This is a genomic window from Kocuria sp. CPCC 205261, from assembly GCF_040981025.1.
GTDB lineage: Bacteria > Actinomycetota > Actinomycetes > Actinomycetales > Micrococcaceae > Kocuria > Kocuria marina.
On sequence record NZ_JAVKPU010000004.1, the window covers coordinates 172,280 to 193,310 of the forward strand.

Genomic DNA, 21,031 nt, shown 5'->3' on the forward strand with positions numbered 1-21,031 from the left:
AGAACGGCGTGGTGGTCAGCAGGAACGTGCCCGTCACGGCCAATCCGTAGACGATCGCCAGTTGTTCGGAACTGCGGAACACCACCAACAGGACGAGCACCCCGAGGAGCAGGGGGTCGGGGATCAGGCGGGGCGCGTGAACGCGAGCCACATGGTGGGGATCACCTGCTGCGCGCCGTGCCCGGAGCCGCCCATGGCCATGTGGTCCGCGAGCTGGCCCGAGTAGCTGGTGAGCAGCATGCGGGCCACGTCCCCGGGGGAGACCAGGAACTCCAGGCGCTGAGTCTGCGCGACCCGCACGAGGGCCTGCTCGATGGCGTGGTAGACCCGCGCGCGGATGGGTGCCATCTGCTGGCGCACCTCGGGGAAGCGGAACGCCGCGAGGGACAGCTCCACGCGCAGGGCCTGCTGGTTCACGTTGGCCACCTGGTCCGTGACGCCCTCGATGATGCGGGTGACCACGTCCTCTACGTCCAGTCCCGAGCCGAGCCAGTGGTCCAGCTCCGTGCCGAGGGTGTCCACGAGCTGGGTGGCGAGGTCCTCGAACGCGAGGATCGCGAGTTCCCGCTTGGACTCGAAGTTGGAGTAGAACGCACCGCGCGTGAAACCGGCGGCCGCGCACAGGTCGCTCACCGAGGCGCCGTCGATCCCCTGCCGCGCGAAGACGGCCGGGGCGCTGCGGATCAGTTTGAGCCGCGTGGCGCTGCGGGAACGCCTGTCCCGCGCGGCCTGCTGTGTGGCAGGGTCATTCGTGACGGGCCGCGGGCCCTCCGAGAGGTCCGCAGCGGGTGCACCGGGTGTGTTTGTCTGGTTGCTCACGTATCCATCGCCTCGTCTTCACATCTCGATACATCAGTGTATCGTGATCAGGAACCCCAGACACGTCGTGCATTCCTCGCACCAGGAGAAACCTGTGACACCCAAACACGCTCCCGCCCACTCCCTCCGGGCCCGACTCGGACGGCCTTTCGGCCAGGTCGGGTTCTGGCTGCTGCCCATGCTCGCGATCATCGCCGTGGGCGTGATCGGCACCGCCCTCTACCTGGGAGGCCTGTCCAGCCCGGACAAGCACTTCAAGGAGTTCCCCATTGCCGTGGTCAACCAGGACAAGGGCGCGGAGGTGCCCCAGGCCGACGGCAAGGCCAGTCAGGAGAACCTGGGCAAGGACCTCGTCCAGAAGTTCGCGGACAAGGCCGCGGAGGAGGACAAGATCGACCTCCGGCAGCTCAGCATCGACGAGGCACGGGAACAGTTGGATCGCGGTGAGCTCTACGCCGCCGTGGTGGTGCCCGAGTCCTTCTCCGAGGACACCGTGAGTCTCATCGAGGGGTCCCTCACCCGGGATAACGCCGCGCGCCCCGAGGTCACGGTCTACACGGACCCGCAGGCCGGTTCCCTGGGCACCCGACTGGCCACGGGGGCGGTCGAGCCCGGCGTGCGCGAGGCCAGCAAGAAGCTCGGCGAGCAGCTCTCGGAATCTGTGGCTCCCGCCGAGGAACAGGCATACAACCAGGTACTGCAGCAACTGCAGCAGTCCCAGCAGCAACAATCCCAGCAGCTACAGCGACAAGCCGCGCAGGGCGGCCCCGAGGTCCAGCAGTTCGCGCAGCAGGTGCAGAAGGCCCAGGAGGGCTCCGCGGAGCAGATCGCCCAGAATCTCTCGCCCACGGTCAGTTCCGTGGCCAAGAAGACCCTGGCCGACCCGGTGTCCATGGTCTCCAAGCCGTACAACGACCTCCAGGAGGGTACTGCGCTGGGGATGAGCGCCTTCTACTACTCCATCCTCCTGCTCGTGGTGGGGTTCTCCGGGTCCGTTGCCCTGAACCTGCTCATGGATGCGCGGATGGGCATGGCGCCCTTCGAGATGGGCCCGTTCTTCAAGGACTACGAACGCGCCGTGCTGCCCCGCCCGGTGGGCTTCCTCATGAAGTGGCTGACGTTCGTGGTCGCGGCACTGCCCGCGTCCGCGCTCATGATGTGGGTGGCCTCCGCCGTGGGCATGCCCGTTCCCCACGGGCTGCTCGTGTTCCTGCTCGGGTGGCTCGCGATGTCCACGGTCTCGGCCATCGCCCTGGCCCTGATCTCCGTGGGCGGTAGCGTGGGCATGTTGTTGTGCCTGGCCTACCTCGTCTTCATGGGCCTGCCCTCCGCGGGCGCCGTGGTCCCGTTGGAGGCGGTTCCCGGATTCTTCCGTGCGATCGCCCCGATCGAGCCCTTGCATCACATCTTCACGTCCATCCGCTCCGCGCTGTTCTTCGACGCGATCCCGGAGGCCGGTCTCACCACCGGGGTCATCGGACTGTTCGTCATGCTCGCGCTCGCTCTGCTCGTGGGCGTGCTGGGCGGTTGGGGCTACGACAAGTGGGTGGGTCTGCGCGGCTCTGCCGGCGGCGGCAAGCACAGCGCCCGCGCCGCGGCATCCGACGGGGAGAAACCCCTCTCCAAGACTGCGGATAACCCCTCCGTGCCGAACGGCGCCTCCGCCTAGGCTGGAGCCAGGACACGACCAGTGAGCCTTCCCGGCTCGGACACCACGGAGATGACATGAGCTACGAACCGCAGCAACCGCGTCCCGACTACCGCTCGCAGGGACCCACGGGCCCCGGCGGGCCCGACCCCCGCGGCCAGCAGTACGCGCAGGGCGGCCCGCACGCCCAGGGTCCCAACGGCTACCGCGCGGGTTCCTCCGGGCCCCGGGACGACGAGCGCACCGTGGCCGTGCTGACCCACCTCGCGGGCCCGATCGCCGCGATCGTCTCCGTGGGCTGGCTCGGCTTCCTGGGCCCGCTCATCGTGTGGTTCGTCTACAAGGACAAGAGCCCGTTCCTGCGGTCGGCCGCCGCGGGCGCGTTCAACTTCAACGTGACCATGTGGCTCGTCAACCTGGTGGGCTGGATCCTGCTGTTCACGGTGATCCTCTCGCCCGTGGGGTTGCTGCTGATCGCCGCGTACTGGGTCCTGTTGCTCGTGTGCCACATCATGGCCGCGGTCAGGGCCGGCCGGGGCGTGGTGTACCGCTATCCCATGCAGCTGCCGATCCTGCGCTGAGCGCGCCGCACCCGCGGAGGGTGAGCCGCTCCTCAACTGCTGAGGCAGCGCGAAGCCGTTAATGGAAATCGAGGCATCGAGAAGCCACTTCGGTCCGTCCGAAGTGGCTTTTCGCTACCCAGAATCTCGGGCATGGTCTGGGGATGCCTCGGATATTGCCGCCGCGCCGTCAGTTGTCCGACAGTTCGCTGGGCAGATTGTTGAACAACCTATAGGCTGCCTTCATTGCACGAATGTGTCCCCGCTCGCGTGACCCCTTGGATGGAAGCATGTCCTCTGTCAGTCCCAGCCCGCAGCCCGGCGAGTCCGTGACCGAGGGCGGGAAAACGCCCCAGCGCACCACCGGGCACCGCAGTGCCCTGTTGGGTGCCATGTTCCTCATGGCCACGAGTGCCATCGGGCCCGGTTTCATCACCCAGACCACCGTCTTCACGGTGCAGTTGGGCGCTGCCTTCGCGTTCGCCATCCTCATCTCGATCCTCGTGGACATCGCCGTGCAGCTGAACGTGTGGCGGGTCATCGGGATCTCGGGTCGCCGGGCACAGGAACTGGCCGGGAGGGTGTTGCCCGGTGCCGGGGCGGTGCTCGCGGCGCTGGTTTTCCTGGGCGGTGCGGTCTTCAACATCGGCAACATCGCGGGAACCGGTCTGGGCCTCAACGCCATGTTGGGCCTGGATCCCAAGATCGGCGGGGGGATCTCCGCCGCGATCGCCGTGTTGATCTTCCTCTCGAAGCGCGCGGGACTCGCGCTGGACCGCATCATGGTGCTGTTGGGCGCCGTCATGATCATGCTCATGCTGTACGTGGCCATCGTGGCGGCTCCGCCCGTGGGGGAGGCGCTGAAGAACACGGTGTTGCCGGAGCGGATCGACGTCCTGGTGATCACCACGCTGATCGGCGGCACGGTGGGCGGGTACATCACGTACTCCGGCGCGCACCGCATGATCGACTCGGGAGTCACCGGTGTGGAGAGCGTCCGGGAGATCACGCGCAGTTCCGTGCTGGGCATCCTGGTCACGTGCGTGATGCGTGTGTTGTTGTTCCTCGCGATCTTCGGTGTGGTGGCCGGCGGGGTCTCCCTCACGAGCGACAACATGGCGGCGGAGGCCTTCGGTGCCGCGGCCGGTGAGATCGGTGTACGGATCTTCGGTGTGGTGCTGTGGGCCGCGGCGCTGACCTCGGTCATCGGGGCCGCGTTCACGTCCATCTCCTTCGTGACCTCGTCCCAGGGCAAGCCGCGCACCCGGAACCTGCTCACCGTGGCCTTCATCGCGGTGTGCGCGGTGGTCTACCTCTTCATGGGCCAGGCACCGCAGACCCTGCTCATCTTCGCCGGTGCGTTCAACGCCCTGATCCTGCCCTTCGGTTTCGCCATCCTGTTGTGGGTCGCATGGCGCCGCAGGGATCTGTTGCACGGCTACCGCTACCCGGTGTGGCTGCTCGTGGTGGGTGTCCTCGCCTGGCTGCTCACGGTGTATCTCGCGTGGAACTCCCTGGCGGGCCTCGCGAAGCTCTGGTCCTGATCCCGCCCACCGGCCCGTCAGGTCAGGTGCGCGAGGATCTCGTCCCGTGCCGCGGTCAGGGACTCCCTGAGTAGGTGCACGGCCCGGTCACGGTCGCCGGACTCGAGGGATCGCAGCACCTGGGTATTGCGCACCGCGTAGCGCGCGTGGAACTGCGGATCCGTGGACATCGCGTGGAACACCAGCCGCATCCGCGCCGACAACCGATCCATGACCGCGACCAGCTCCGCCGAACCGGACGACGCCACGAGCTCCCGGTGGAAGCCCTGGTTCGCATCCGCCATGGCTATCACGTCCCCGGCATTCCGGGCGGCGAGCGCCGAGGTGGTGAGCGCACTCAGCCGGGACAGCGACTGCGGATCGGGCGCACCCCACAGCATGGTGCCCGGCTCCAGGACGCAGCGGGCGGCGTAGAGGTCGCGGACGTCGTCGACGTCGGGCTGTGCGACGAACACACCCCGGTGCGCGATCCGATCCACGAGGCGCTCCGCCGCCAACATGGTGAACGCCTCGCGCAAGGTGTTGCGCGAGACCCCCAGCTCCCGGGCCACGGCCTGTTCCGAGAGTTTCGCTCCCGGGGGCAGTTGGCCGTTCGAGATGCGGGCGCGCAACTGCCGGGCCGCGTGGGCGCTCGCCTGGGCGTTCTCGCGCGGCTCGACGGCCGTCACGCGATCTCTCCCAGCGTCTGCCCCTTGCGCACGGCGGACCCCTCCGCCAGGTCCGCCCGGGTCAGTGTGCCGGAGCGATGAGCGCGGACGGGCGTCTCCATCTTCATCGCCTCCAGGGTGAGGACGGTGTCGCCCTCGGCCACCTCGGCGCCGTCCTGCGTGGCCCACGTCACGATCGTCCCGTTCATGGGCGCCACCAGGCTCGTTCCTGCCGAGTCCTCATGGGGCGACGACGCCGCCCCGGTTTCTGCCCCCGCCCCCGCGGTCTCACCGAACCGCGATTCGGTGCCCCCGGATGCCGAAGCGGACCCGGAACCTGCGACGGATCCGCCACCCAGGAGGGCGGCGGCAAGGTCTGCGGGCAGGCCCAGTTGATGAGCGCGCCCGTCGATCTCCACCGTGACCGTGGTGCGCTCGCCGGCCCCGGGCGCCACGTACGGTGAGGCCTCCAGTTTGCGTGTGAACTCGTCCTCGATCCACGTGGTGTACACCCCCATCCCGTCCGGGGACGTGAACGCGGGTTCCTCCAGGACCGCCCGGTGGAACGGGACCACTGTGGGCACCCCGCGGATCACGAGCTCCCGCAGCGCGGCGCGCGAGCGTACGAGGGCCTGCTGCCGGTCCTCGCCCCACACGATGAGTTTGGCCAACAGGGAGTCGTACTCGGCGGGCACCACGGACCCGGAACGCACACCGGTGTCCATGCGCACCCCCGAGCCCGTGGGCGCCTCGAACGCCTCCACCGCGCCGGGAGTGGGGAGGAACCCGAGGGCCGGGTCCTCCGCATTGAGTCGGAACTCGAACGCATGCCCGTTCGGTGACGGGTCCTCGGTGAGGCTCAGCGCCAACCCGTCGGCCACGCGGAACTGTTCCCGCACGAGGTCCACGCCCGCGGTCTGCTCCGTGACGGGGTGTTCCACCTGCAGCCGCGTGTTGACCTCCAGGAAGGAGATCAGCCCGTCCGGGGCCACGAGGTACTCGACCGTGCCCGCCCCGGTGTACCCGGCCTCCCGGCAGATGGCGCGCGCGGATTCATGAATCGTCGTGCGCTGCTCATCGGTCAGGAACGGCGCAGGGGCCTCCTCCACGAGCTTCTGGTTCCGCCGTTGCAGTGAGCAGTCACGCGTGCCCACCACGATCACGGAACCGTGGGTGTCTGCCACGACTTGGGCCTCCACGTGGCGGGGCTTGTCCAGGAAACGCTCCACGAAGCATTCGCCCCGCCCGAACGCCGACGTCGCTTCGCGCACCGCCGCCTCGAACGCCGCGTCGATCTCGTCCATGGTCCTGGCCACGCGCATCCCACGACCACCACCGCCGAAGGCGGCCTTGATGGCGATGGGCAGTCCGTGCTCCTCGGCGAATGACCGGGCCGCAGCGGCGTCGTCCACGGGACCGTCCGTGCCGGGAACCAGGGGAGCGCCGGCGCGCACGGCGATGGCCCGGGCGGTGACCTTGTTGCCCAGCTCGCGGATGACCCGGGCGGACGGACCGATCCAGGTGAGGCCGGCGTCCGCCACGGCCTGCGCGAAGTCCGCGTTCTCGGACAGGAACCCGTAGCCCGGGTGCACGGCGTCCGCGCCGGAACGGGAGGCCACGGCGAGCAGACGGTCGATATGCAGGTAGGTGTCCGCGGAGGCGGAACCGGGCAGGGCGTAGGCCTCGTCGGCCATATGCACGTGGAAGGCGTCGGCGTCAGGTTCGGAGTACATGGCCACCGAGGTCAGGCCGGCGTCCGCGCACGCCCGCGCGATCCGCACCGCGATCTCCCCGCGGTTGGCGATCAGGACCTTCTTCATGGTGTGTCTCCTGCGGTGTCGGATGCGGGGTGGGGCGGATCGGTGAACGTGAAGCGGACCGCGCTGCTCGGGGGTAGCTGCGCGGCGAGGGGGAGGTCTTCCGGAAGTACGACCCCGATCACGGGATAGCCGCCCGTCACGGGATGGTCGGCCAGGAAGAGCACCGGAACCCCCGAGTGGGGGACCTGTAGGGAACCGGCCACCACGCCCTCGCTCGCCAGTTCGCCCTCGCGGGAACGCTCGAGCGGCGGGCCCTCGGGGGGTTCCTCGAAGCGCACCCCCACGCGGTTGGACTGCTCACTCACGACCCAGTCCCGCGAGGTGAACGTCTCGAGTGCTTCCGGTGTGAACCAATCGTCACGGGGCCCCGGGCTCACCCGCAGGGTGACGGTCTCCCCGGGGGTGGGAAGCGTGACCGCCGGCGGTTCGGGCAACCCCACGGTCCGGCCCGCGGCGGCCTTGAGAACCGGGAGCTCGTCACCGGCGCTCAACGGGTCCGGTCCGATCCCGGAGAGCGCATCCGAGGAGCGGCTCCCCAACACCTCGGGTACGTCGATCCCACCTCGCACTGCCAGATAGGTGCGCAGGCCTCTGTCCGGGGCCCCCAGGGTGAGGCGCTCGCCGTCGTACAGGGCGAACGGAGCGTGGCACGTGACGGCCCGTCCGCCGAGGGGTCCCTCGATCCGGGCCGGAGTGGGCGCGCCACTGAGGGCCAGTACGTGGTGCCCGCGGGCCGTGACCGACAGTCCACCCAGCAGCGTCTCGATCACGGCGGCCTCGGGCGAGTTGCCCACCAGCCGGTTGGCCTGCTCGGCCGACGCGCGGTCCGCCGCGCCGGAGGCCACCACGCCCAGGTCGCCTCGGCCGGGTCTGCCGCGGTCCTGGGGCAGGGACTGCATCCCGGGATCCTCGATCATCAGGGCGTGTTTCCGCTCCCGGCGCGACGCGGGTAGTGCCGTCTCTGAGGACACCGTCACGAGTTCGCGCACCGCCCGGTAGCGCACGGTGTCACCCGGTCGGATCAGGGCGGGCTCTTCCCGGTCCACGTCCCACAGCGGCGCGTCCGTGTGACCGATCAGCTGCCAGCCCCCGGGGGAACGCCGTGGGTAGACGGCCGAGAAGCGTCCCGCGAGCGCCACAGACCCGGCCGGCACCGCGGTGCGGGGCGAGTCCCTGCGCGGCACCTCGAGCGGATCGCCGTCGGCCACAAGGTACGCGAATCCCGGCGCGAACCCGCCGAACGCCGCCGTCCAGTCGGCTCCCGTGTGCGCCTCGATCACGCCGCGCTCGCCGAGCCCGGTCAGCTTTCCCACGGCGGCCAAATCTTCGCCGTCGTAGACCACGTCGATTGCCACATCCTTACCCGCGGCCGGTTCGGTGGAATCGAGCCGGATGTCGACGACGTCGCTCGCGGCCCTCCGCGCCGCGGCGGGGGTTGTGAAGGTCAGCAATACGGTCTCCGCGGCGGCCAGGACATCGAGCTGACCCGGGTACGGGTGGGCACTCAGGTGGGCATGCAGCCGCATCACGTGCTCGAGCGTTGGGCACTCGATCAGGAAGGCCCGCGTGCCGGCCCAGCGCAGACCCGTCCGCGGCGGGGTGGCCGTGTCGGGTGCTGCCGACGAGGACGTGGCAGGCGCGGTGGCTCGGTCCCGGGGTGCGGTGCGCGGCGCGCCGGATCCGCTCCGCGTCACGTTGGCGGCTCGCGGAGTGGCCGGGGAGGGCACGCCCGTGCCGTCGTGGGCGGCGCCCGGACCGTGCGTCGTCGAGTCGCGGTCGCTCACACGAACGACCGGATCGTGATGCCCGCGCGCTCCAGACCCGCGCGGACCTCGGCGGCCATGGCTGCGGACCCGGGGGTGTCCCCGTGCACGCAAATGCTCTCGGCGGCGAGATGCACCGTGGAGCCGTCCACCGCGGTCAGCGTGCCGTGTTCGGCCAGGCCGATCATGCGCTCGGTGACCTGGGCGGCGTCGTGCAACACAGCGCCTTGTTCGCGGCGGGAGACCAGCGTGCCCTTGGGGGTGTACCCGCGGTCGGCGAATGCCTCGGCCACCCCGCGCAATCCCGCCCGCTCGGCCTTGTCCAGGGCCACGGAACCGGGCAGCAGCAGCAACGGAAGGTCACCGCCGAACGCCTTGACCGCGTCCACGACCGCCTGCGCGTGTGCCTCGTGGTGGACAATCGTGTTGTACAGCGCCCCGTGGGGTTTGACGTATTCGATGGTCGCGCCGGCCGAGCGCGCCATCGCCTCGAGTGCACCCATTTGGTAGAGCACGTCATCGGCGAGTTCTGTGGGGGAGCAGTCCAGGAACCGTCGGCCAAAACCGGCCAGGTCCCTGTACGCCACGTGGGCGCCCACGGTGACTCCTGCGGCCACCGCGTCCCGGCACGTCTGTGCCATGGTGCCCGGGTCCCCGGCGTGGAACCCGCAGGCCACGTTGGCGGAGGAGACGGAACGGAAGATGGCGGCGTCGTCGCCCATGTGCCAGTTGCCGAACGACTCGCCCACGTCGCTGTTCAGATCGATGACCGTCATGCGTGACCTCCGTCTCAGTGCCGAGTTCCAGAATGCCGCACGCGGGAGGATTGTTCAACAATTTAGTGCGAATGACCCTCGAACTCCTCGGCCTCCAGGACCCGCGGAAGCGTGTTGACGGGGATGAGCACCACGTCGCGAATCTTCCAGTCCAGGGCCAGTAGCTGTTTGCGGGCGGCGTCCAGGCGATCGGGAGTCGCGACGTCCGGGGTGCGGGGAACCACGAATCCCTCGACCTGGAACACCTGACCCTCGTCGCGTACGCGTGCGGCACCCACGCGCGCCCACTCCAGCTGTCGGAGGAAGGCGTCCACGTCCGCGTTGAGCGGGTGAGGCTTCTTGTTGTCCACGGTGGTGGGACGGGCATCCGCGAGCCCGGCCACGGCGGCGCGGAGGTTCGTGATCCCATCCCTGAGGATGGACACGGCGATCACGATGGCCGCTACGGCGTCCGCCCACCACCACCCCAGGCCGATCCCGATCACACCCGCGGTGGCCGCGGCGGAGGTCATCCAATCCGCCTTGTTCATGTCCGCGTCCGCGAAGAGCACCTTGTTGTGCAAGGGCGTCGCGAGTTTCAACTTCATGCGCCCCAGGATCACCGGCGGGATGCCCGTGACAACCAGGACCCCGATCATCAACCAGCCGAGCCACACCGTGGTGCCGAACAGCTGGATCCCGCCGATGGACGGGTGCTCCGCCGTGATGAGTTTGCTGCCCGAGTCGACGATCAGATATGTCCCCATGACCAGCAGCGCGGTGGCCGAGACCAGGTGGGCCATCCCCACGGAGCGGTGATGGCCGAAGGGGTGCTTCGCGGTGGCCGGGCGGCGGGTGATCCGTACGCCGACCAGGAACGCAATGGGCGGGATGAAGGACAACAGGTCCTCGACCCATGCCGTCTTCATGGCCTGCGAGTTCCCCAGCACGAGGAACACGAGGATCACCGTGATCGCGAGGGTCCCGATGGTGAGCCATTCCAGGCGCACGGCCCGGGTGAGCGCTCGGGTGATCTCCGGCGGAAGTTGCTCGTCGTCCACCGGGTGGTGTTGCGCGCTCATGACCTGCCTCCGTGGTCGGCGAGGAATGCTTCGAGGTCCATGAGGAATGCGTTCTCCCCGTTGCGTACCGCCATGACGTGTTTCCGGGTGTCGCCGAACTCGTCGGTGGATTCGGCGTAACCGCGGGTGATGCCCACCTCCGTGTCCCACGGGCTGTCCTTCGTGAGCCCAGCGATGACCAGGTCCAGGTGGCCGTTCTTCAGCTGCTTGACCAGCTCCTCCTCGCCACCGGGAGTCCAGGTGACGTGAGCATTCACGGTCTCGGCGTACTGCCGCACGAGATCCACTTCGGTGCCCGTGGGTGGGTTGGGTCCGAGATCCGTCTCCGGAGGACTGTGCGAGACACCCACACGGAGTTCCCCGTCGGTCACGTGCTCGAGTGTCCCGTGCGGGTCCGCGGGATAGTGACCCGAACACCCGGTCAGCGCAAGAAACAGGACCAGGAGAGCAATCAGCCGCCCGATGGGTGATCTCATGACACCACTGTAGGCCCGGGTGCCGTTCGCCACACCCGGATATTTTCTCTGGAATAAATCTCCGCGGCGGCGCATTATATAGGTAATTCAAATTTGAAAGACCTACGGAACGGAGCTGCGGCACCCGTGCTGCGGCGTCGTCGACCACAAGCCAAGGAGGCCGACATGCAACTCGGCATCTTCACCATCGGGGACGTCACCCAGGACCCCACCACCGGCAAGACCCCCACCGAGAACGAGCGGATCAAGGCCACCGTGGCCATCGCCCGCAAGGCGGAGGAGGTGGGCATGGACATGTTCGCCATGGGCCAGCACCACAACCCGCCGTTCGTGGCGCCCGCGAACCCGCCGATCCTCATGGCCCACCTGGCGGCGCAGACCGAGAAGATCCAGCTGGGCACCGCCACCACGCTGATCACCACGACGGACCCCGTGCGCATCGCGGAGGACTACTCGTACGTCCAGCACCTCGCGGACGGGCGCGTGGACCTCACGCTGGGTCGCGGCAACACCGGGCCCGTGTACCCGTGGTTCGGCAAGGACATCCGGCAGGGCATCCCGCTGGCCGTGGAGAACTACCAGCTGCTGTACCGGCTGTGGCGCGAGCAGAGCGTGAACTACTCCGGTCGCTTCCGCACGCCCCTGCAGGGCTTCACAGCCACGCCGCGGCCGCTGGACGACGTCCCACCGTTCGTGTGGCACGGTTCCATCCGCTCCCCGGAGATCCCGGAGCAGGCCGCGTTCTACGGTGACGGGTTCTTCCACAACAACATCTTCTGGAACAAGGAGCACACCGAGCGCATGGTGGACTTCTACCGCCAGCGCTACGAGTACTACGGCCATGGCTCCTACGATCAGGCGATCGTGGGTCTGGGTGGTCAGGTGTTCATGGCCAAGAACTCGCAGGACGCCATGCGTACGTTCCGCCCGTACTTCGACAACGCGCCGGTCTACGGTCACGGCCCGTCGCTCGAGGACTTCACCGAGCAGACCCCGCTGACCGTGGGATCCCCGCAGCAGGTCATCGAGCGCACGTTGTCCTTCCGCGGGTACGCGGGTGACTACCAGCGTCAGCTGTTCCTGGTGGACCACGCCGGCCTGCCGCTCAAGACCGTCCTCGAGCAGATGGACATCCTGGGCGAGGAGGTCGTCCCGGTGCTGCGCAAGGAGTTCGACGCCGCTCGGCCGGCCCACGTGCCCGAGGCCCCCACCCACGAGTCCCTCGTGGCGCGCCACGCCGCGGGCAAGGACCCGATCCCCGGCGGTGGCCCGGATTCGCAGGCCGCGAAGGATCGCGCACAGCAGGCGGAGGCCGCGCAGCGCGACCACGAGAACGCCAAGTAAGTTCACGTACCACGTCAGAGAGAAGGACACCATGACCGATCGGTTGACCCTCGCGGTGGTGACCGCGGGACTGTCGGAGGACTCCACGACCACGCGCCTGGGCGAGGCGATCGCCCAGGCCGCGAGCACCACGGTCGAGAACGCCGGGCAGCACGTGGACATCAAGGTGATCCAGCTGCGAGATCTGGCCCACGGGCTGACCGACATGATGATCACCCACGTGGCCTCGCGCGCCGTGCAGGACGCGATCGACACCGTGCTCACCGCGGACGGCCTGATCGCGGCGTCGCCCACGTACAAGGCGTCCTACTCGGGGCTGTTCAAGCAGTTCTTCGACGTGATCGACGAGTCCGCGCTCGAGAACCTGCCCACCGTGGTCGCCGCTACGGGCGGGTCCCCGCGGCACTCGCTCGTGCTGGACACCGCCATGCGGCCGCTGCTGAGCTACCTCAAGGCCCTCGTGCTGCCCCTGGGCATCTACGCGGCGTCCGAGGACTGGGGCCACAACGACCTGCAGCGCCGGATCGACCGCGTGGGCGCCTCGCTCGGCGCCATGCTGCTCGCGGGCTCGCAGGGCAGTACCGGTTCCACGGACGGCGTCTCCCATGGCGACGCCGCTCGGCCGGGTCTGCGCCGTGAGGTCAAGGACGAGTTCAGTGACGTCCCCGACTTCGCGAGCCTGCTGGCCTCGGTGGGATCGTGAGCGACACGGCCACCCGCGCCGTTGCTTTGTCCAAGGCTGCGCCGTCCGGGTCCGCGCACGTCGAGACCGCGCCGTCCGGGCCCGTGACGGGTTCGGACGGCGCGGACACCACCGGCGCGGCATGCATCGGTGGCGCGGAATCCCTCGATGATGCGGCGCGTGCGGGTATCTCGGACGCGTCCTGGCAGGACTGGGACGCGTGGCAGGTCTACTTCGAGACCACCGCGCTGCTCACCGCCCGGATCGAGGAGCGGCTCAAGCATCACGGTTGCTCGCTCATGGACTACCAGTTGCTCCTGCTGCTCTACAGCGCGCCCGAGCATCGGATGCGCATGGGTGAGCTGGCGCACCGCCTGATCTTCTCGCCGTCGCGGTTGAGCTACCAGATCGGTGTGCTGGGCAAGCGCGGCTGGGTGGAACGCCGTCGCGTGGAGTGCGACGGCCGCGGCTTCGAGGCGGTGCTCACCGCCGAGGGCCTGCGCGCCTTCCGCGCACTGCGCCCCGCCCACGCGCGGGACGTCCAGGAGCTCTTCTTCTCCGCACTCCAGGACGACGACGCCGCTCGCCTGGCCGACCTCATGCGCCGGGTGGGTGGGCTGCTGGGTTAACCCCGGCCACCTCGGGATCGCCCGGGTGGCGGCCGTGATCCCGAAGTCGCCCATGAAGGATGCCGCCCCGCTGTGCAGGAGTTGATCCTGTGATGCAGTGGGGCGGCATCACGCCGTTCCGGGGTTAGGAGCCGAACGTCCTGCGCCCGGCCCGTTCGACGAAGATCCGGGGGACCACCGTGGCGGCAAAGTCCCCCATGTTCCGGATCCGTGCGCGATGGGATGCCATGGGGTCGCGGTGGACCCAGCGGTGGCTCTCGTGGCCGATCGCGGGCCAGTTGGAGGTGGCCATGGTGCTCCTTGATGGGACTGCTGATCCTGATTGTCTCAGTAGGAGTCTTATTGAGACAATCCATCGATCCGGTCTCAATAAGCGGCGCTGGCAGACTGGATTCATGACGGCTTCACCCGGAACCCTGCCCCTGCGCGGTCGAACGGCGCTGGTCACCGGGGTGTCACGACGCCGCGGCATCGGCTTCGCCGTTGCCCGCACCTTCGCGCGGCTGGGCGCGAGTGTATTCATCCACCACTACGGCCCGCACGACGAGGGCCAGCCATGGGGCGCGGACGATCTGAGCGACGTCGTGAACGCATTGCGGGCCGAACTCACCGAGGGTGCGCGGCTGGGGCAGATGAGCGCGGATCTGCGGGACCCCGGACGGATCCGACCGCTCATCGATGCCGCGAGCGAGCTCACCGGGTCGCTGGACATCCTCGTGTGCAACCACGCCAGGAGCGGTGGGGACGGCTCCATCCTGGACATGACCCCCGAGGCGCTGGACGCGTTCTGGCAGACCAACACCCGCTCCACGCTGCTGCTGACCCGGGCGTTCGCGCTCCTCAAGGCCGACGCCCCGACCGCTCCGGCGCGGCCGGGAGAACGCATCCGGGGCGACCGCGAGCGGAGGTTCACCGCACCGACGGCGCATGGATCGTTGGCCAGGTCCTCACTTCGGACGGTGGGTTCTACCTGGCGTGAGCCCGGTGGGGGCGGGGCGTCGCCCCGGATATTCATGAATCGAGTAGTGGACGTCTTCGGTCCGTTGCGTGGCACGCTGCTGCTTGCCGGGGATCCATGGCGACAGGTGACAGCGCAGGGAGAGAACCATGACCAACACGACCCGGACTGCGGCGTCGTCCGCGGAGAATGCGACGAACGTGACGGACGCGCAGAACCAGAACGGCGCGGAGACCGCCGAGAACCCGGCCACGATCGATGGCGCGAACATCCTGTCCGGGCTCCCCGGCGGCGTCGTCCACGAGTTGCCCGCGGACCTCGCCGAAGCGCTCGCCATGGACCCCGCGACCGCCGAGCTGTGGCGCGGGCTCACTCCGCTCGGGCGCAACGAGTTCGTGTGCTGGGTGGAGGACGCCAAGAAGCCGGAGACCCGGCAGCGGCGGATCCGGCGCACCGAGGAGGAAATGCACGAGGGTAAGCGCCGCCCGTGCTGCTGGCCCGGGTGCAAACACCGGGGGCGCACCGGTCGCTGAGGCCCGATGCACCCCCTGGCGTGAAACCACGGCCGACGTGACACAACGGTCGGCGCGGTACTACGGCCTGCTCGGCGCTACAACCGCAGCGAGCCCGCGCCGCCGGAGGCCGGCCCCTTGCCGGAAGCCGGTGTGGTCGGGGCGCTCGTCGGGCACGTGGCACGGAAGCCCGCGATGAGCGCGGCGTTCATGGCCGCATCCGGGTCCGGACCCTCCTCCACGTAGGAGCGGCCCGTGTAGGCCAGGGCCATCCGGCGGGAGGCGTCCCGCGTGGTGAAGGACACCGCACGGGTGCCGAACCCGGCGCCGTCGTGACCGATGAGCACCTCGGGGGTGCCCGCCGCGGTGCGGCAGGGACCGTTGATGAGGTAGAGACCGTAGCCGTAGCGCGCCTGCTGAGCCGCGCCCACGGGAGTGACCATGGCGTCCACGAGGTCCTTGCGCAGCAACCGTCCGGTCATGAGGGCGCCGGTGAAGTCGGTGATGTCCTCCGCGGTCGCGTACACCCCGCCCGCGCCGGAGAAGATGGACGGGTTGACCAGTGGCAGCGGCGCCAGCCCGGCCTGGAACTTGCCGTACGGCAGGAGGTAGCGGCCTCGGACCAGCGTGGACTCCTCGAGCCGTGACTGCTGCATCTTGGCGGGCTTGAACACCCGGTCCCGCACGAGGTCCTGGATGCGCGACCCCGTGGCGGCCTCGAGCAACATGGACAGCACCACGTACCCGACGTTGGAGTAGGACCAGCCGGTCCCGGGCTCGAACTCCCACGGCAGCCTGCGGCTGAGTTCCACGAGTTCCTGCTCGGAGTGGTACGGGACCACCGCGGCCCCCAGGTCCTGCATGGTCCACGTGTACCACTCCCGGTCCGGGAGCAAGGAGTAGATCCCGTCCGGCATGCCCGAGGTGTGGTTCATCAGTTGCGCCACGGTCACGCCGCCGTGGCCCGGGTAGAGCCCCGGGGTGACCTGGTCGATGGTCGTGCGCAGAGTCCATTGCCCCGCCTCGATGCGCTGCATCACGAGCACCGCGATCATCGCCTTGGTGATCGAGGCGATCCGCGCGCGGTCCTGGGGCCGGGCGCTGTCCTTCTGCAGGTCCCGCTTGCCGGCGGCGCTCAGATAGGTCCCGCCCGGGCCCACGACCGAGGTGGTCACGCCCACGGCGCCGTCGCGCACGAGGTTGGCCAGGGCGGCGTCGATCCCGGCGGTGTTGAACGCGATCTTCGACGGCGCTGCCGCGGCACCGGTCGTGAACGCCGGGGTGGCGAGCGCCGCGACGGCGGCGCCCGTCAGGAGTTGGCGACGGTTGGGGAGCACGGTGAGGATCCTTTCAGCTCATTATGATGTGACTCACAACTTGTTGGACGGTATGCCGATGCACCAGGGGCGATTCAGGCCTCAGCCGGATTCGGGGTGTCGCTCCCGGAACGCAGCGAGCGCATCGCCGTCACCGTGGTGATTGCCACCAACACGAGGGCCATCAGGCCGAGTCCGGAGAAACCCACGAGCGCCAGGACCGGCCCCGCGAGGGCCCCACCGGCCGCGCCGCACAGGTTCATCGTGAGGTCGGAGGTTCCTTGCAGTCCGGGGCGGTCGTGGGTCGCCACGGACTCGGTGACCATCGTGGACCCGGACACCGTGGACGCGGACCAGCCCAGTCCCAGCAAGATCAGGGCCGCCAACACGAGTCCCTGGTGGTCGGCGCCCAACCATGTGAGCACGAGCGCGACCGCGAACAGGGCCTGGCCCGCGAGTACCGTGGCGGCGCGACCGAGTTTGTCCGCGAGCCAGCCGAAGACGGGGGAAAGGGCATACATCCCCGCCACGTGCAGGGAGATGGTCAGCCCCACCGCGGACAGCGTGGCCCCGTGGGTCGTGAGGTGCACGGGCGTCATGGACATGAGACCCACCATCACCGCGTGGGACAGGGCCACCACGAGCACCGCGCGCCGAGCCGCGGGGACGGTGCGCAACAGGGTGAACCCGCCGGCCGGGCTGGGTGTGGAGGCCACCGATTCACCGCGGGACAGGGCGACCTTGAGCGGGTCCGGGCGCAATCCGATGAAGTACACGATGGCCCCCAGCACCTGGGCACACAGTGCGATCACGAACCCGCCGGTGAACTGGGGCAGCCCCAGCACCCGCCCGAGTGTCTCGCTGGGCCCGAAGAGATTGGGGCCCACCACGGAGCCCACGGTCGTGGACCACACGATGAGCGAGAGGTCGCGTGCGCGGGTACGCGCGGGAGCGACGTCGGTCGCGGCGAAGCGGGACTGCAGGTTCAGAGCCATCCCGGAGCCCAGCAATCCCATGCCCGCGAGCAGCAGCGGGAAAACATTCAGCGCAGCGGCGGCCACAATCACGGCCGCCCCCGCGACCGCCACGAGGGCGCCGGTGGTCAGGGAGATCCGCCGACCACGACGTTGCGCCAACCGCGCCAGGGGGATGGCCATAATGGCGGCACCCAGGGTGTTCATGGTGGCCGCCAACCCGGACACCGCACTGCTCCCGGAGACCTCCGTGACGAGCAGGGCACCCAACGCGAGGGTCGCACCCGTTCCCAGCCCACCCAGGATCTGGCCCGGCGCCAGCACGGTCAGCACTTTGCGCTGGAACTCTGGCCCGGGGTCGGGTGTCTGCGCGGTGGAGGCCGTGGAGGTTTCGGTCATACACGCATCATGACGGACGAACGCACCATCATCACCGGTTTGCGTCCCGCTCTCAGTCGCCGCGCGGGCGGGTCAGTTCCGCCTGCCGGTGCGCCTTCACCGGCTCGGCGGTGGTGCGGTTGTCCTCGCGGGTCTGTTTCGTCTCCTCATCGCCGCCCACGACCTCGTCCACGTCATTGAGCAATGCTTCGAAGCCCTGCTGGGCCACGAGGACCTTGTCGTTCTTGGTGGCGCCCGGCCCGAGCGCCGTGTTGTCCATGCCGGCGTTGGAGTGGAAGTCGCTGTCCGTGGCACCGGGCAAGAGCGCCGTGACCGTCACGCCGGTGTCACGCAACTCTTCGCGTAATGATTCCGCGAAGGAGAAACCGAATGCCTTGGAGGGACCGTAGACGGTCTCGTAGGGAGTGGGCGTCGTGGCGGAGATGGAGGAGACGATGAGGATGCGCCCGTGGCCGTTGGGGACCATGTGCTGCACGACGCGCTTGGCCATGTGCACGGTGCCCTTGACGTTGATGTCGATGAGCCGGAACTCGTCCTGGAGGTCGGTGTCCATGAACGCCCCGCCCAGTCCGATACCGACGTTGAGGGCCGCGGCATCCAGGGGACGACCCAGCTCGGCCACGAAGTTCCAGAAGCCCTCGACACCGTCGTAGGTGGCGGCGTCCGCCTGGAACGGGTAGGCCTGTGCGCCGAGCTCATCGATGCTCCTGGCCGCCTCATGGACGCGGTCACTCGAACCGGACAGGGTGACGTCGTAGCCGTGCCGGGCGAACTGCTTGGCCAGTTCGAACCCGATGCCGGAGGAACCACCGGTGACCATGGCAAGGGGGCGTTGATCGGACATGAGGATTTCCTTCCACACCGGGACCGCCGCGCGAACGGGTGAGGATCGCGGAGCCGGGGCCCATGACGGATGCTGCTGACACGTGACGGCTGGACCAGTGTGCATCACCGATGCAGTGACCACAACGCCGTGACCGCTTGCTAGGGTGGCGCATATCACTCGGGGGACTTGCGAGGTGCCCGTGCCCATGTCAGGAGCCGCCATGAGCCACCCCGTGAACATCAACCCCGTGCGAGGTCTGCTCTACCAGGCGCGCTACGGCCCCGAGCACCCCACGGTGATCTACGAGGACGAGACGGTGGACTACGCCCACTTCACCGAGAGCGTGCGGCGTCTCGCGGGCGCGTTCGCGCGTTCCGGGGTGGGCACCGGGGACCGGGTCGCCTCACTGGGGTTGAACTCCGAGGTCTTCCTGCGCACCATGTTCGCTGCGGGGTGGCTCGGCGCGGTTTTCGAGCCCCTGAACTTCCCATTCGCCCCGCGCGAGGTCGCGGGCCTGCACACCCAATCGACCCCCGCGGTGACCATCGTGGAGCCCGGTCACGTCCCCGTCCTGGAGACGGCACTGCCGCTCGCGGAGGCTTACGAGGGCGGCAGCGTCGTCATGGAAACGGACCCCGCCGTGCCCTGGATCCCGGACGGTTCGCGGGGCGGGGAGGCTTCGGGGGGCGACGGCGCCGCTGTTCCACATCGGTGCATTGAACTCGTTCACCGTGCGCGCGCTTGTGCGGGGCAACACGACCCTGGTGCGCAGGACATTCGTGCCCCTCGCAAGTGCTCGCGGACATCGAGCACTACGGGGTGCACACCACGTTCCTGGTCCCCGCCAGCTGGGCCGTTCGCTGCCCGGTGTCCAGGCGGTCCCCTAGGCTGGGGGCATGCAGCACCACGGTGACATCTCGTTCCGCACCCGCAAATGGGTCAAGCCGGAAGACCTCAACGCCAACGGCACCCTGTTCGGGGGATCGCTGCTGCGCTGGATCGACGAGGAAGCGGCAATCTACGCGATCGTGCAATTGGGTAATCAGCGGGCGGTCACCAAGTACATGTCCGAGATCGAGTTCGTCTCCTCCGCGGTGCAGGGGGACATCATCGAGATGGGCCTCAGTGCCACTACGTTCGGACGCACCTCGTTGACCATGCGGGCGCAGGTGCGCAACATGATCACCCGCGAGTTGATCCTGAGCATCGACAAGATCGTGTTCGTGAACCTCGGGGAGGACGGCAAGCCCGCCCCGCACGGGTACACGCAGATCACGTACGACCGCGACAGGATTCCCAGCATGTCGCTCCCCGCCCACAACAGCCCCAGGAGGTCGCAGTCGTGAAGCAGCTCACCGCCCAGAGGATCACCCCGTCGTGGATGCACCACGGTGAGGGGCCGTGCTGGAGCAAGGAATGGAACGGGCTGGCCTGGGTGGACATGCTCGCCGGGGACGTCATGACGTTCACCCCGGACGACCAGCCGCGCCGTCAGCACGTGGACGCCGTGGCCGCGTGTGTGCGTCCGCGCCGTTCGGGTGGGCAGATCATCGCGGTGGAACGGGGAGTGGTCCTGACCGATCCCACGGGCGCAGTGGAGCGGGAGATCCCCATGTGGGGGGACCCCGAGATCCGCATGAACGAGGGCGGTGTGGCCCCCGACGGCTCCTTCTACGTGGGGTCCATGGCGTACGAGCAGACCGAGGGCGCGGCCACGCTGTACCGGGTCGCGCCGGATCTGTCGTGGCAGCCCGTCCTCGAGAACGTGAGCATCTCCAACGGGATCGCGTGGTCCCCGGACGGCACCCTCGCGTACTACAACGACACCCCCACCCACGAGGTCTCGGTCTTCGACTGGAGCCCCGAGGCCGGCCTGCAGAACCGTCGCACGTTCGTCGCGCCCGTCCTGGACGACCACGCCGCCGCGGCCGCCACGGACCCGGAGGAGAGCTACGAGCCGGGCCGCGTCTCGGTGAGCCCGGACGGGTTGACCGTGGACTCCGAGGGCGCGGTGTGGGTCGCCCTCTACGGCGCGGGGCAGGTCCACCGCTACCTCCCGGACGGGGCCCTGGACACCGTCGTCGCCGTGGGCGCCACGCAAACCACCGCGTGCACGCTGGGTGGTGAGGACCTGCGCACGCTGTACATCACGACGTCGCGCGAGGACCTCCCGGACGACGTCCAGCCCACCGCAGGTTCCCTCTACTCGGTGCGCGTGTCCGTCCCGGGCCAGGTCACGCAGGCCTTCGGGGGCTGAGCGCGTCGGCGGGCCGGCTC

At 69.0% G+C, this 21,031-nt stretch carries 21 protein-coding genes and 2 pseudogenes; 11 read left to right on the top strand and 12 right to left on the bottom strand.

Annotated elements, in window-relative coordinates; genetic code table 11:
* Window positions 1-37: 37 nt before the first annotated feature.
* Both RF646_RS06290 and RF646_RS06295 read right to left on the bottom strand, forming a co-directional pair.
* A pseudogene (locus RF646_RS06290) lies at window positions 38-151 on the bottom strand (hypothetical protein); the annotation flags it as partial.
* On the bottom strand, window positions 124-819 hold the full coding sequence (locus tag RF646_RS06295; protein WP_368835496.1) for a TetR/AcrR family transcriptional regulator: 696 nt from the start codon (window positions 817-819) through the stop codon (window positions 124-126). The pseudogene RF646_RS06290 and the gene RF646_RS06295, both read right to left, overlap by 28 nt.
* Window positions 820-913: 94 nt before the next feature.
* Here RF646_RS06295 and RF646_RS06300 point away from each other — a divergent pair, with 94 nt between their 5' ends.
* The 3 genes from RF646_RS06300 (at window position 914) to RF646_RS06310 (ending at window position 4,571) form a co-directional block, all read left to right on the top strand.
* Window positions 914-2,488: a DUF3533 domain-containing protein gene (locus tag RF646_RS06300; protein WP_206400024.1), complete on the top strand. Its 1,575-nt coding sequence runs from the start codon at window positions 914-916 to the stop codon at window positions 2,486-2,488.
* A gap of 56 nt (window positions 2,489-2,544) precedes the next feature.
* Entirely contained in the window at window positions 2,545-3,048 is a 504-nt protein-coding gene (locus RF646_RS06305) for a DUF4870 domain-containing protein (RefSeq protein WP_085108480.1), read from the top strand.
* A 269-nt stretch (window positions 3,049-3,317) separates the two neighbouring features.
* The gene (locus RF646_RS06310; RefSeq protein ID WP_368835497.1) at window positions 3,318-4,571 is read left to right on the top strand and encodes an NRAMP family divalent metal transporter; all 1,254 of its coding nucleotides are present in this window, start codon (window positions 3,318-3,320) and stop codon (window positions 4,569-4,571) included.
* A gap of 17 nt (window positions 4,572-4,588) precedes the next feature.
* On the opposite strand, the gene RF646_RS06315 is transcribed toward RF646_RS06310, so the two are convergent.
* From RF646_RS06315 to RF646_RS06340, 6 genes are all read right to left on the bottom strand, one after another.
* Complete coding sequence (locus RF646_RS06315; RefSeq protein ID WP_368835498.1) at window positions 4,589-5,239, bottom strand: GntR family transcriptional regulator; 651 nt, start codon at window positions 5,237-5,239, stop codon at window positions 4,589-4,591.
* Entirely contained in the window at window positions 5,236-7,038 is a 1,803-nt protein-coding gene (locus RF646_RS06320) for a biotin carboxylase N-terminal domain-containing protein (RefSeq protein ID WP_368835499.1), read from the bottom strand. Before RF646_RS06320 ends, RF646_RS06315 begins: the two co-directional genes overlap by 4 nt.
* Window positions 7,035-8,822, bottom strand: a complete 1,788-nt coding sequence (locus RF646_RS06325; RefSeq protein WP_368835500.1) for a 5-oxoprolinase/urea amidolyase family protein — start codon at window positions 8,820-8,822, stop codon at window positions 7,035-7,037. Before RF646_RS06325 ends, RF646_RS06320 begins: the two co-directional genes overlap by 4 nt.
* On the bottom strand, window positions 8,819-9,577 hold the full coding sequence (locus tag RF646_RS06330) for a LamB/YcsF family protein (RefSeq protein WP_167318939.1): 759 nt from the start codon (window positions 9,575-9,577) through the stop codon (window positions 8,819-8,821). Before RF646_RS06330 ends, RF646_RS06325 begins: the two co-directional genes overlap by 4 nt.
* 62 nt (window positions 9,578-9,639) lie before the next feature.
* The gene (locus tag RF646_RS06335) at window positions 9,640-10,638 is read right to left on the bottom strand and encodes a cation transporter (RefSeq protein ID WP_368835501.1); all 999 of its coding nucleotides are present in this window, start codon (window positions 10,636-10,638) and stop codon (window positions 9,640-9,642) included.
* Window positions 10,635-11,114, bottom strand: a complete 480-nt coding sequence (locus RF646_RS06340) for a transporter substrate-binding domain-containing protein (RefSeq protein WP_368835502.1) — start codon at window positions 11,112-11,114, stop codon at window positions 10,635-10,637. The genes RF646_RS06335 and RF646_RS06340 overlap by 4 nt, the downstream gene beginning before the upstream one ends.
* A 165-nt stretch (window positions 11,115-11,279) precedes the next feature.
* On the opposite strand from RF646_RS06340, the gene RF646_RS06345 reads away from it, so the two are divergent.
* Genes RF646_RS06345 through RF646_RS06355 form a run of 3 tightly spaced genes read left to right on the top strand, consistent with a single transcriptional unit; the run spans window position 11,280 to window position 13,769 of the window.
* Entirely contained in the window at window positions 11,280-12,458 is a 1,179-nt protein-coding gene (locus tag RF646_RS06345; protein WP_368835503.1) for an LLM class flavin-dependent oxidoreductase, read from the top strand.
* A 31-nt stretch (window positions 12,459-12,489) separates the two neighbouring features.
* Window positions 12,490-13,161 (top strand): CE1759 family FMN reductase, encoded by a 672-nt coding sequence (locus tag RF646_RS06350; RefSeq protein WP_368835504.1) that lies wholly within the window; start codon window positions 12,490-12,492, stop codon window positions 13,159-13,161.
* On the top strand, window positions 13,158-13,769 hold the full coding sequence (locus RF646_RS06355; RefSeq protein ID WP_368835505.1) for a MarR family winged helix-turn-helix transcriptional regulator: 612 nt from the start codon (window positions 13,158-13,160) through the stop codon (window positions 13,767-13,769). The genes RF646_RS06350 and RF646_RS06355 overlap by 4 nt, the downstream gene beginning before the upstream one ends.
* A 124-nt stretch (window positions 13,770-13,893) precedes the next feature.
* On the opposite strand, the gene RF646_RS06360 is transcribed toward RF646_RS06355, so the two are convergent.
* The gene (locus tag RF646_RS06360; protein WP_186317237.1) at window positions 13,894-14,061 is read right to left on the bottom strand and encodes a hypothetical protein; all 168 of its coding nucleotides are present in this window, start codon (window positions 14,059-14,061) and stop codon (window positions 13,894-13,896) included.
* A gap of 103 nt (window positions 14,062-14,164) precedes the next feature.
* Here RF646_RS06360 and RF646_RS06365 point away from each other — a divergent pair.
* Window positions 14,165-14,545 (top strand): annotated as a pseudogene (locus RF646_RS06365) (SDR family oxidoreductase); the annotation flags it as partial.
* Between the two features lie 331 nt (window positions 14,546-14,876).
* A complete protein-coding gene (locus RF646_RS06370) occupies window positions 14,877-15,260 on the top strand; it encodes a YdeI/OmpD-associated family protein (protein WP_260850704.1) in 384 nt (127 codons plus the stop codon).
* Window positions 15,261-15,337: 77 nt separating this feature from the next.
* Here the strand turns inward: RF646_RS06370 and RF646_RS06375 are convergent, their stop codons facing one another.
* The 3 genes from RF646_RS06375 to RF646_RS06385 form a co-directional block, all read right to left on the bottom strand.
* Window positions 15,338-16,576 carry a serine hydrolase domain-containing protein gene (locus RF646_RS06375; RefSeq protein ID WP_368835506.1) on the bottom strand — a complete coding sequence of 413 codons (1,239 nt, stop codon included), beginning with the start codon at window positions 16,574-16,576 and terminating at the stop codon, window positions 15,338-15,340.
* A gap of 74 nt (window positions 16,577-16,650) precedes the next feature.
* Entirely contained in the window at window positions 16,651-17,928 is a 1,278-nt protein-coding gene (locus RF646_RS06380) for an MFS transporter (protein ID WP_144999227.1), read from the bottom strand.
* A gap of 52 nt (window positions 17,929-17,980) precedes the next feature.
* Entirely contained in the window at window positions 17,981-18,772 is a 792-nt protein-coding gene (locus RF646_RS06385) for an SDR family oxidoreductase (RefSeq protein WP_186317239.1), read from the bottom strand.
* A 202-nt stretch (window positions 18,773-18,974) separates the two neighbouring features.
* On the opposite strand from RF646_RS06385, the gene RF646_RS06390 reads away from it, so the two are divergent.
* Genes RF646_RS06390 through RF646_RS06400 form a run of 3 tightly spaced genes read left to right on the top strand, consistent with a single transcriptional unit; the run spans window position 18,975 to window position 21,011 of the window.
* Complete coding sequence (locus tag RF646_RS06390) at window positions 18,975-19,667, top strand: AMP-binding protein (protein ID WP_368835507.1); 693 nt, start codon at window positions 18,975-18,977, stop codon at window positions 19,665-19,667.
* Window positions 19,651-20,100, top strand: a complete 450-nt coding sequence (locus RF646_RS06395) for an acyl-CoA thioesterase (protein ID WP_084118111.1) — start codon at window positions 19,651-19,653, stop codon at window positions 20,098-20,100. The genes RF646_RS06390 and RF646_RS06395 overlap by 17 nt, the downstream gene beginning before the upstream one ends.
* Window positions 20,097-21,011, top strand: a complete 915-nt coding sequence (locus tag RF646_RS06400) for an SMP-30/gluconolactonase/LRE family protein (protein WP_085108452.1) — start codon at window positions 20,097-20,099, stop codon at window positions 21,009-21,011. Before RF646_RS06395 ends, RF646_RS06400 begins: the two co-directional genes overlap by 4 nt.
* Window positions 21,012-21,031 lie beyond the last annotated feature (20 nt).

Coding starts and splice junctions, on each gene's coding strand:
- RF646_RS06360 (WP_186317237.1), bottom strand. CDS start 14,061: ATGGCCACCTCCAACTGGCCCGCGATCGGCCACGAGAGCCACCGCTGG.
- RF646_RS06350 (WP_368835504.1), top strand. CDS start 12,490: ATGACCGATCGGTTGACCCTCGCGGTGGTGACCGCGGGACTGTCGGAG.
- RF646_RS06390 (WP_368835507.1), top strand. CDS start 18,975: ATGAGCCACCCCGTGAACATCAACCCCGTGCGAGGTCTGCTCTACCAG.
- RF646_RS06370 (WP_260850704.1), top strand. CDS start 14,877: ATGACCAACACGACCCGGACTGCGGCGTCGTCCGCGGAGAATGCGACG.
- RF646_RS06335 (WP_368835501.1), bottom strand. CDS start 10,638: ATGAGCGCGCAACACCACCCGGTGGACGACGAGCAACTTCCGCCGGAG.
- RF646_RS06305 (WP_085108480.1), top strand. CDS start 2,545: ATGAGCTACGAACCGCAGCAACCGCGTCCCGACTACCGCTCGCAGGGA.
- RF646_RS06310 (WP_368835497.1), top strand. CDS start 3,318: ATGTCCTCTGTCAGTCCCAGCCCGCAGCCCGGCGAGTCCGTGACCGAG.
- RF646_RS06380 (WP_144999227.1), bottom strand. CDS start 17,928: ATGACCGAAACCTCCACGGCCTCCACCGCGCAGACACCCGACCCCGGG.
- RF646_RS06330 (WP_167318939.1), bottom strand. CDS start 9,577: ATGACGGTCATCGATCTGAACAGCGACGTGGGCGAGTCGTTCGGCAAC.
- RF646_RS06340 (WP_368835502.1), bottom strand. CDS start 11,114: ATGAGATCACCCATCGGGCGGCTGATTGCTCTCCTGGTCCTGTTTCTT.
- RF646_RS06385 (WP_186317239.1), bottom strand. CDS start 18,772: ATGTCCGATCAACGCCCCCTTGCCATGGTCACCGGTGGTTCCTCCGGC.
- RF646_RS06345 (WP_368835503.1), top strand. CDS start 11,280: ATGCAACTCGGCATCTTCACCATCGGGGACGTCACCCAGGACCCCACC.
- RF646_RS06320 (WP_368835499.1), bottom strand. CDS start 7,038: ATGAAGAAGGTCCTGATCGCCAACCGCGGGGAGATCGCGGTGCGGATC.
- RF646_RS06395 (WP_084118111.1), top strand. CDS start 19,651: ATGCAGCACCACGGTGACATCTCGTTCCGCACCCGCAAATGGGTCAAG.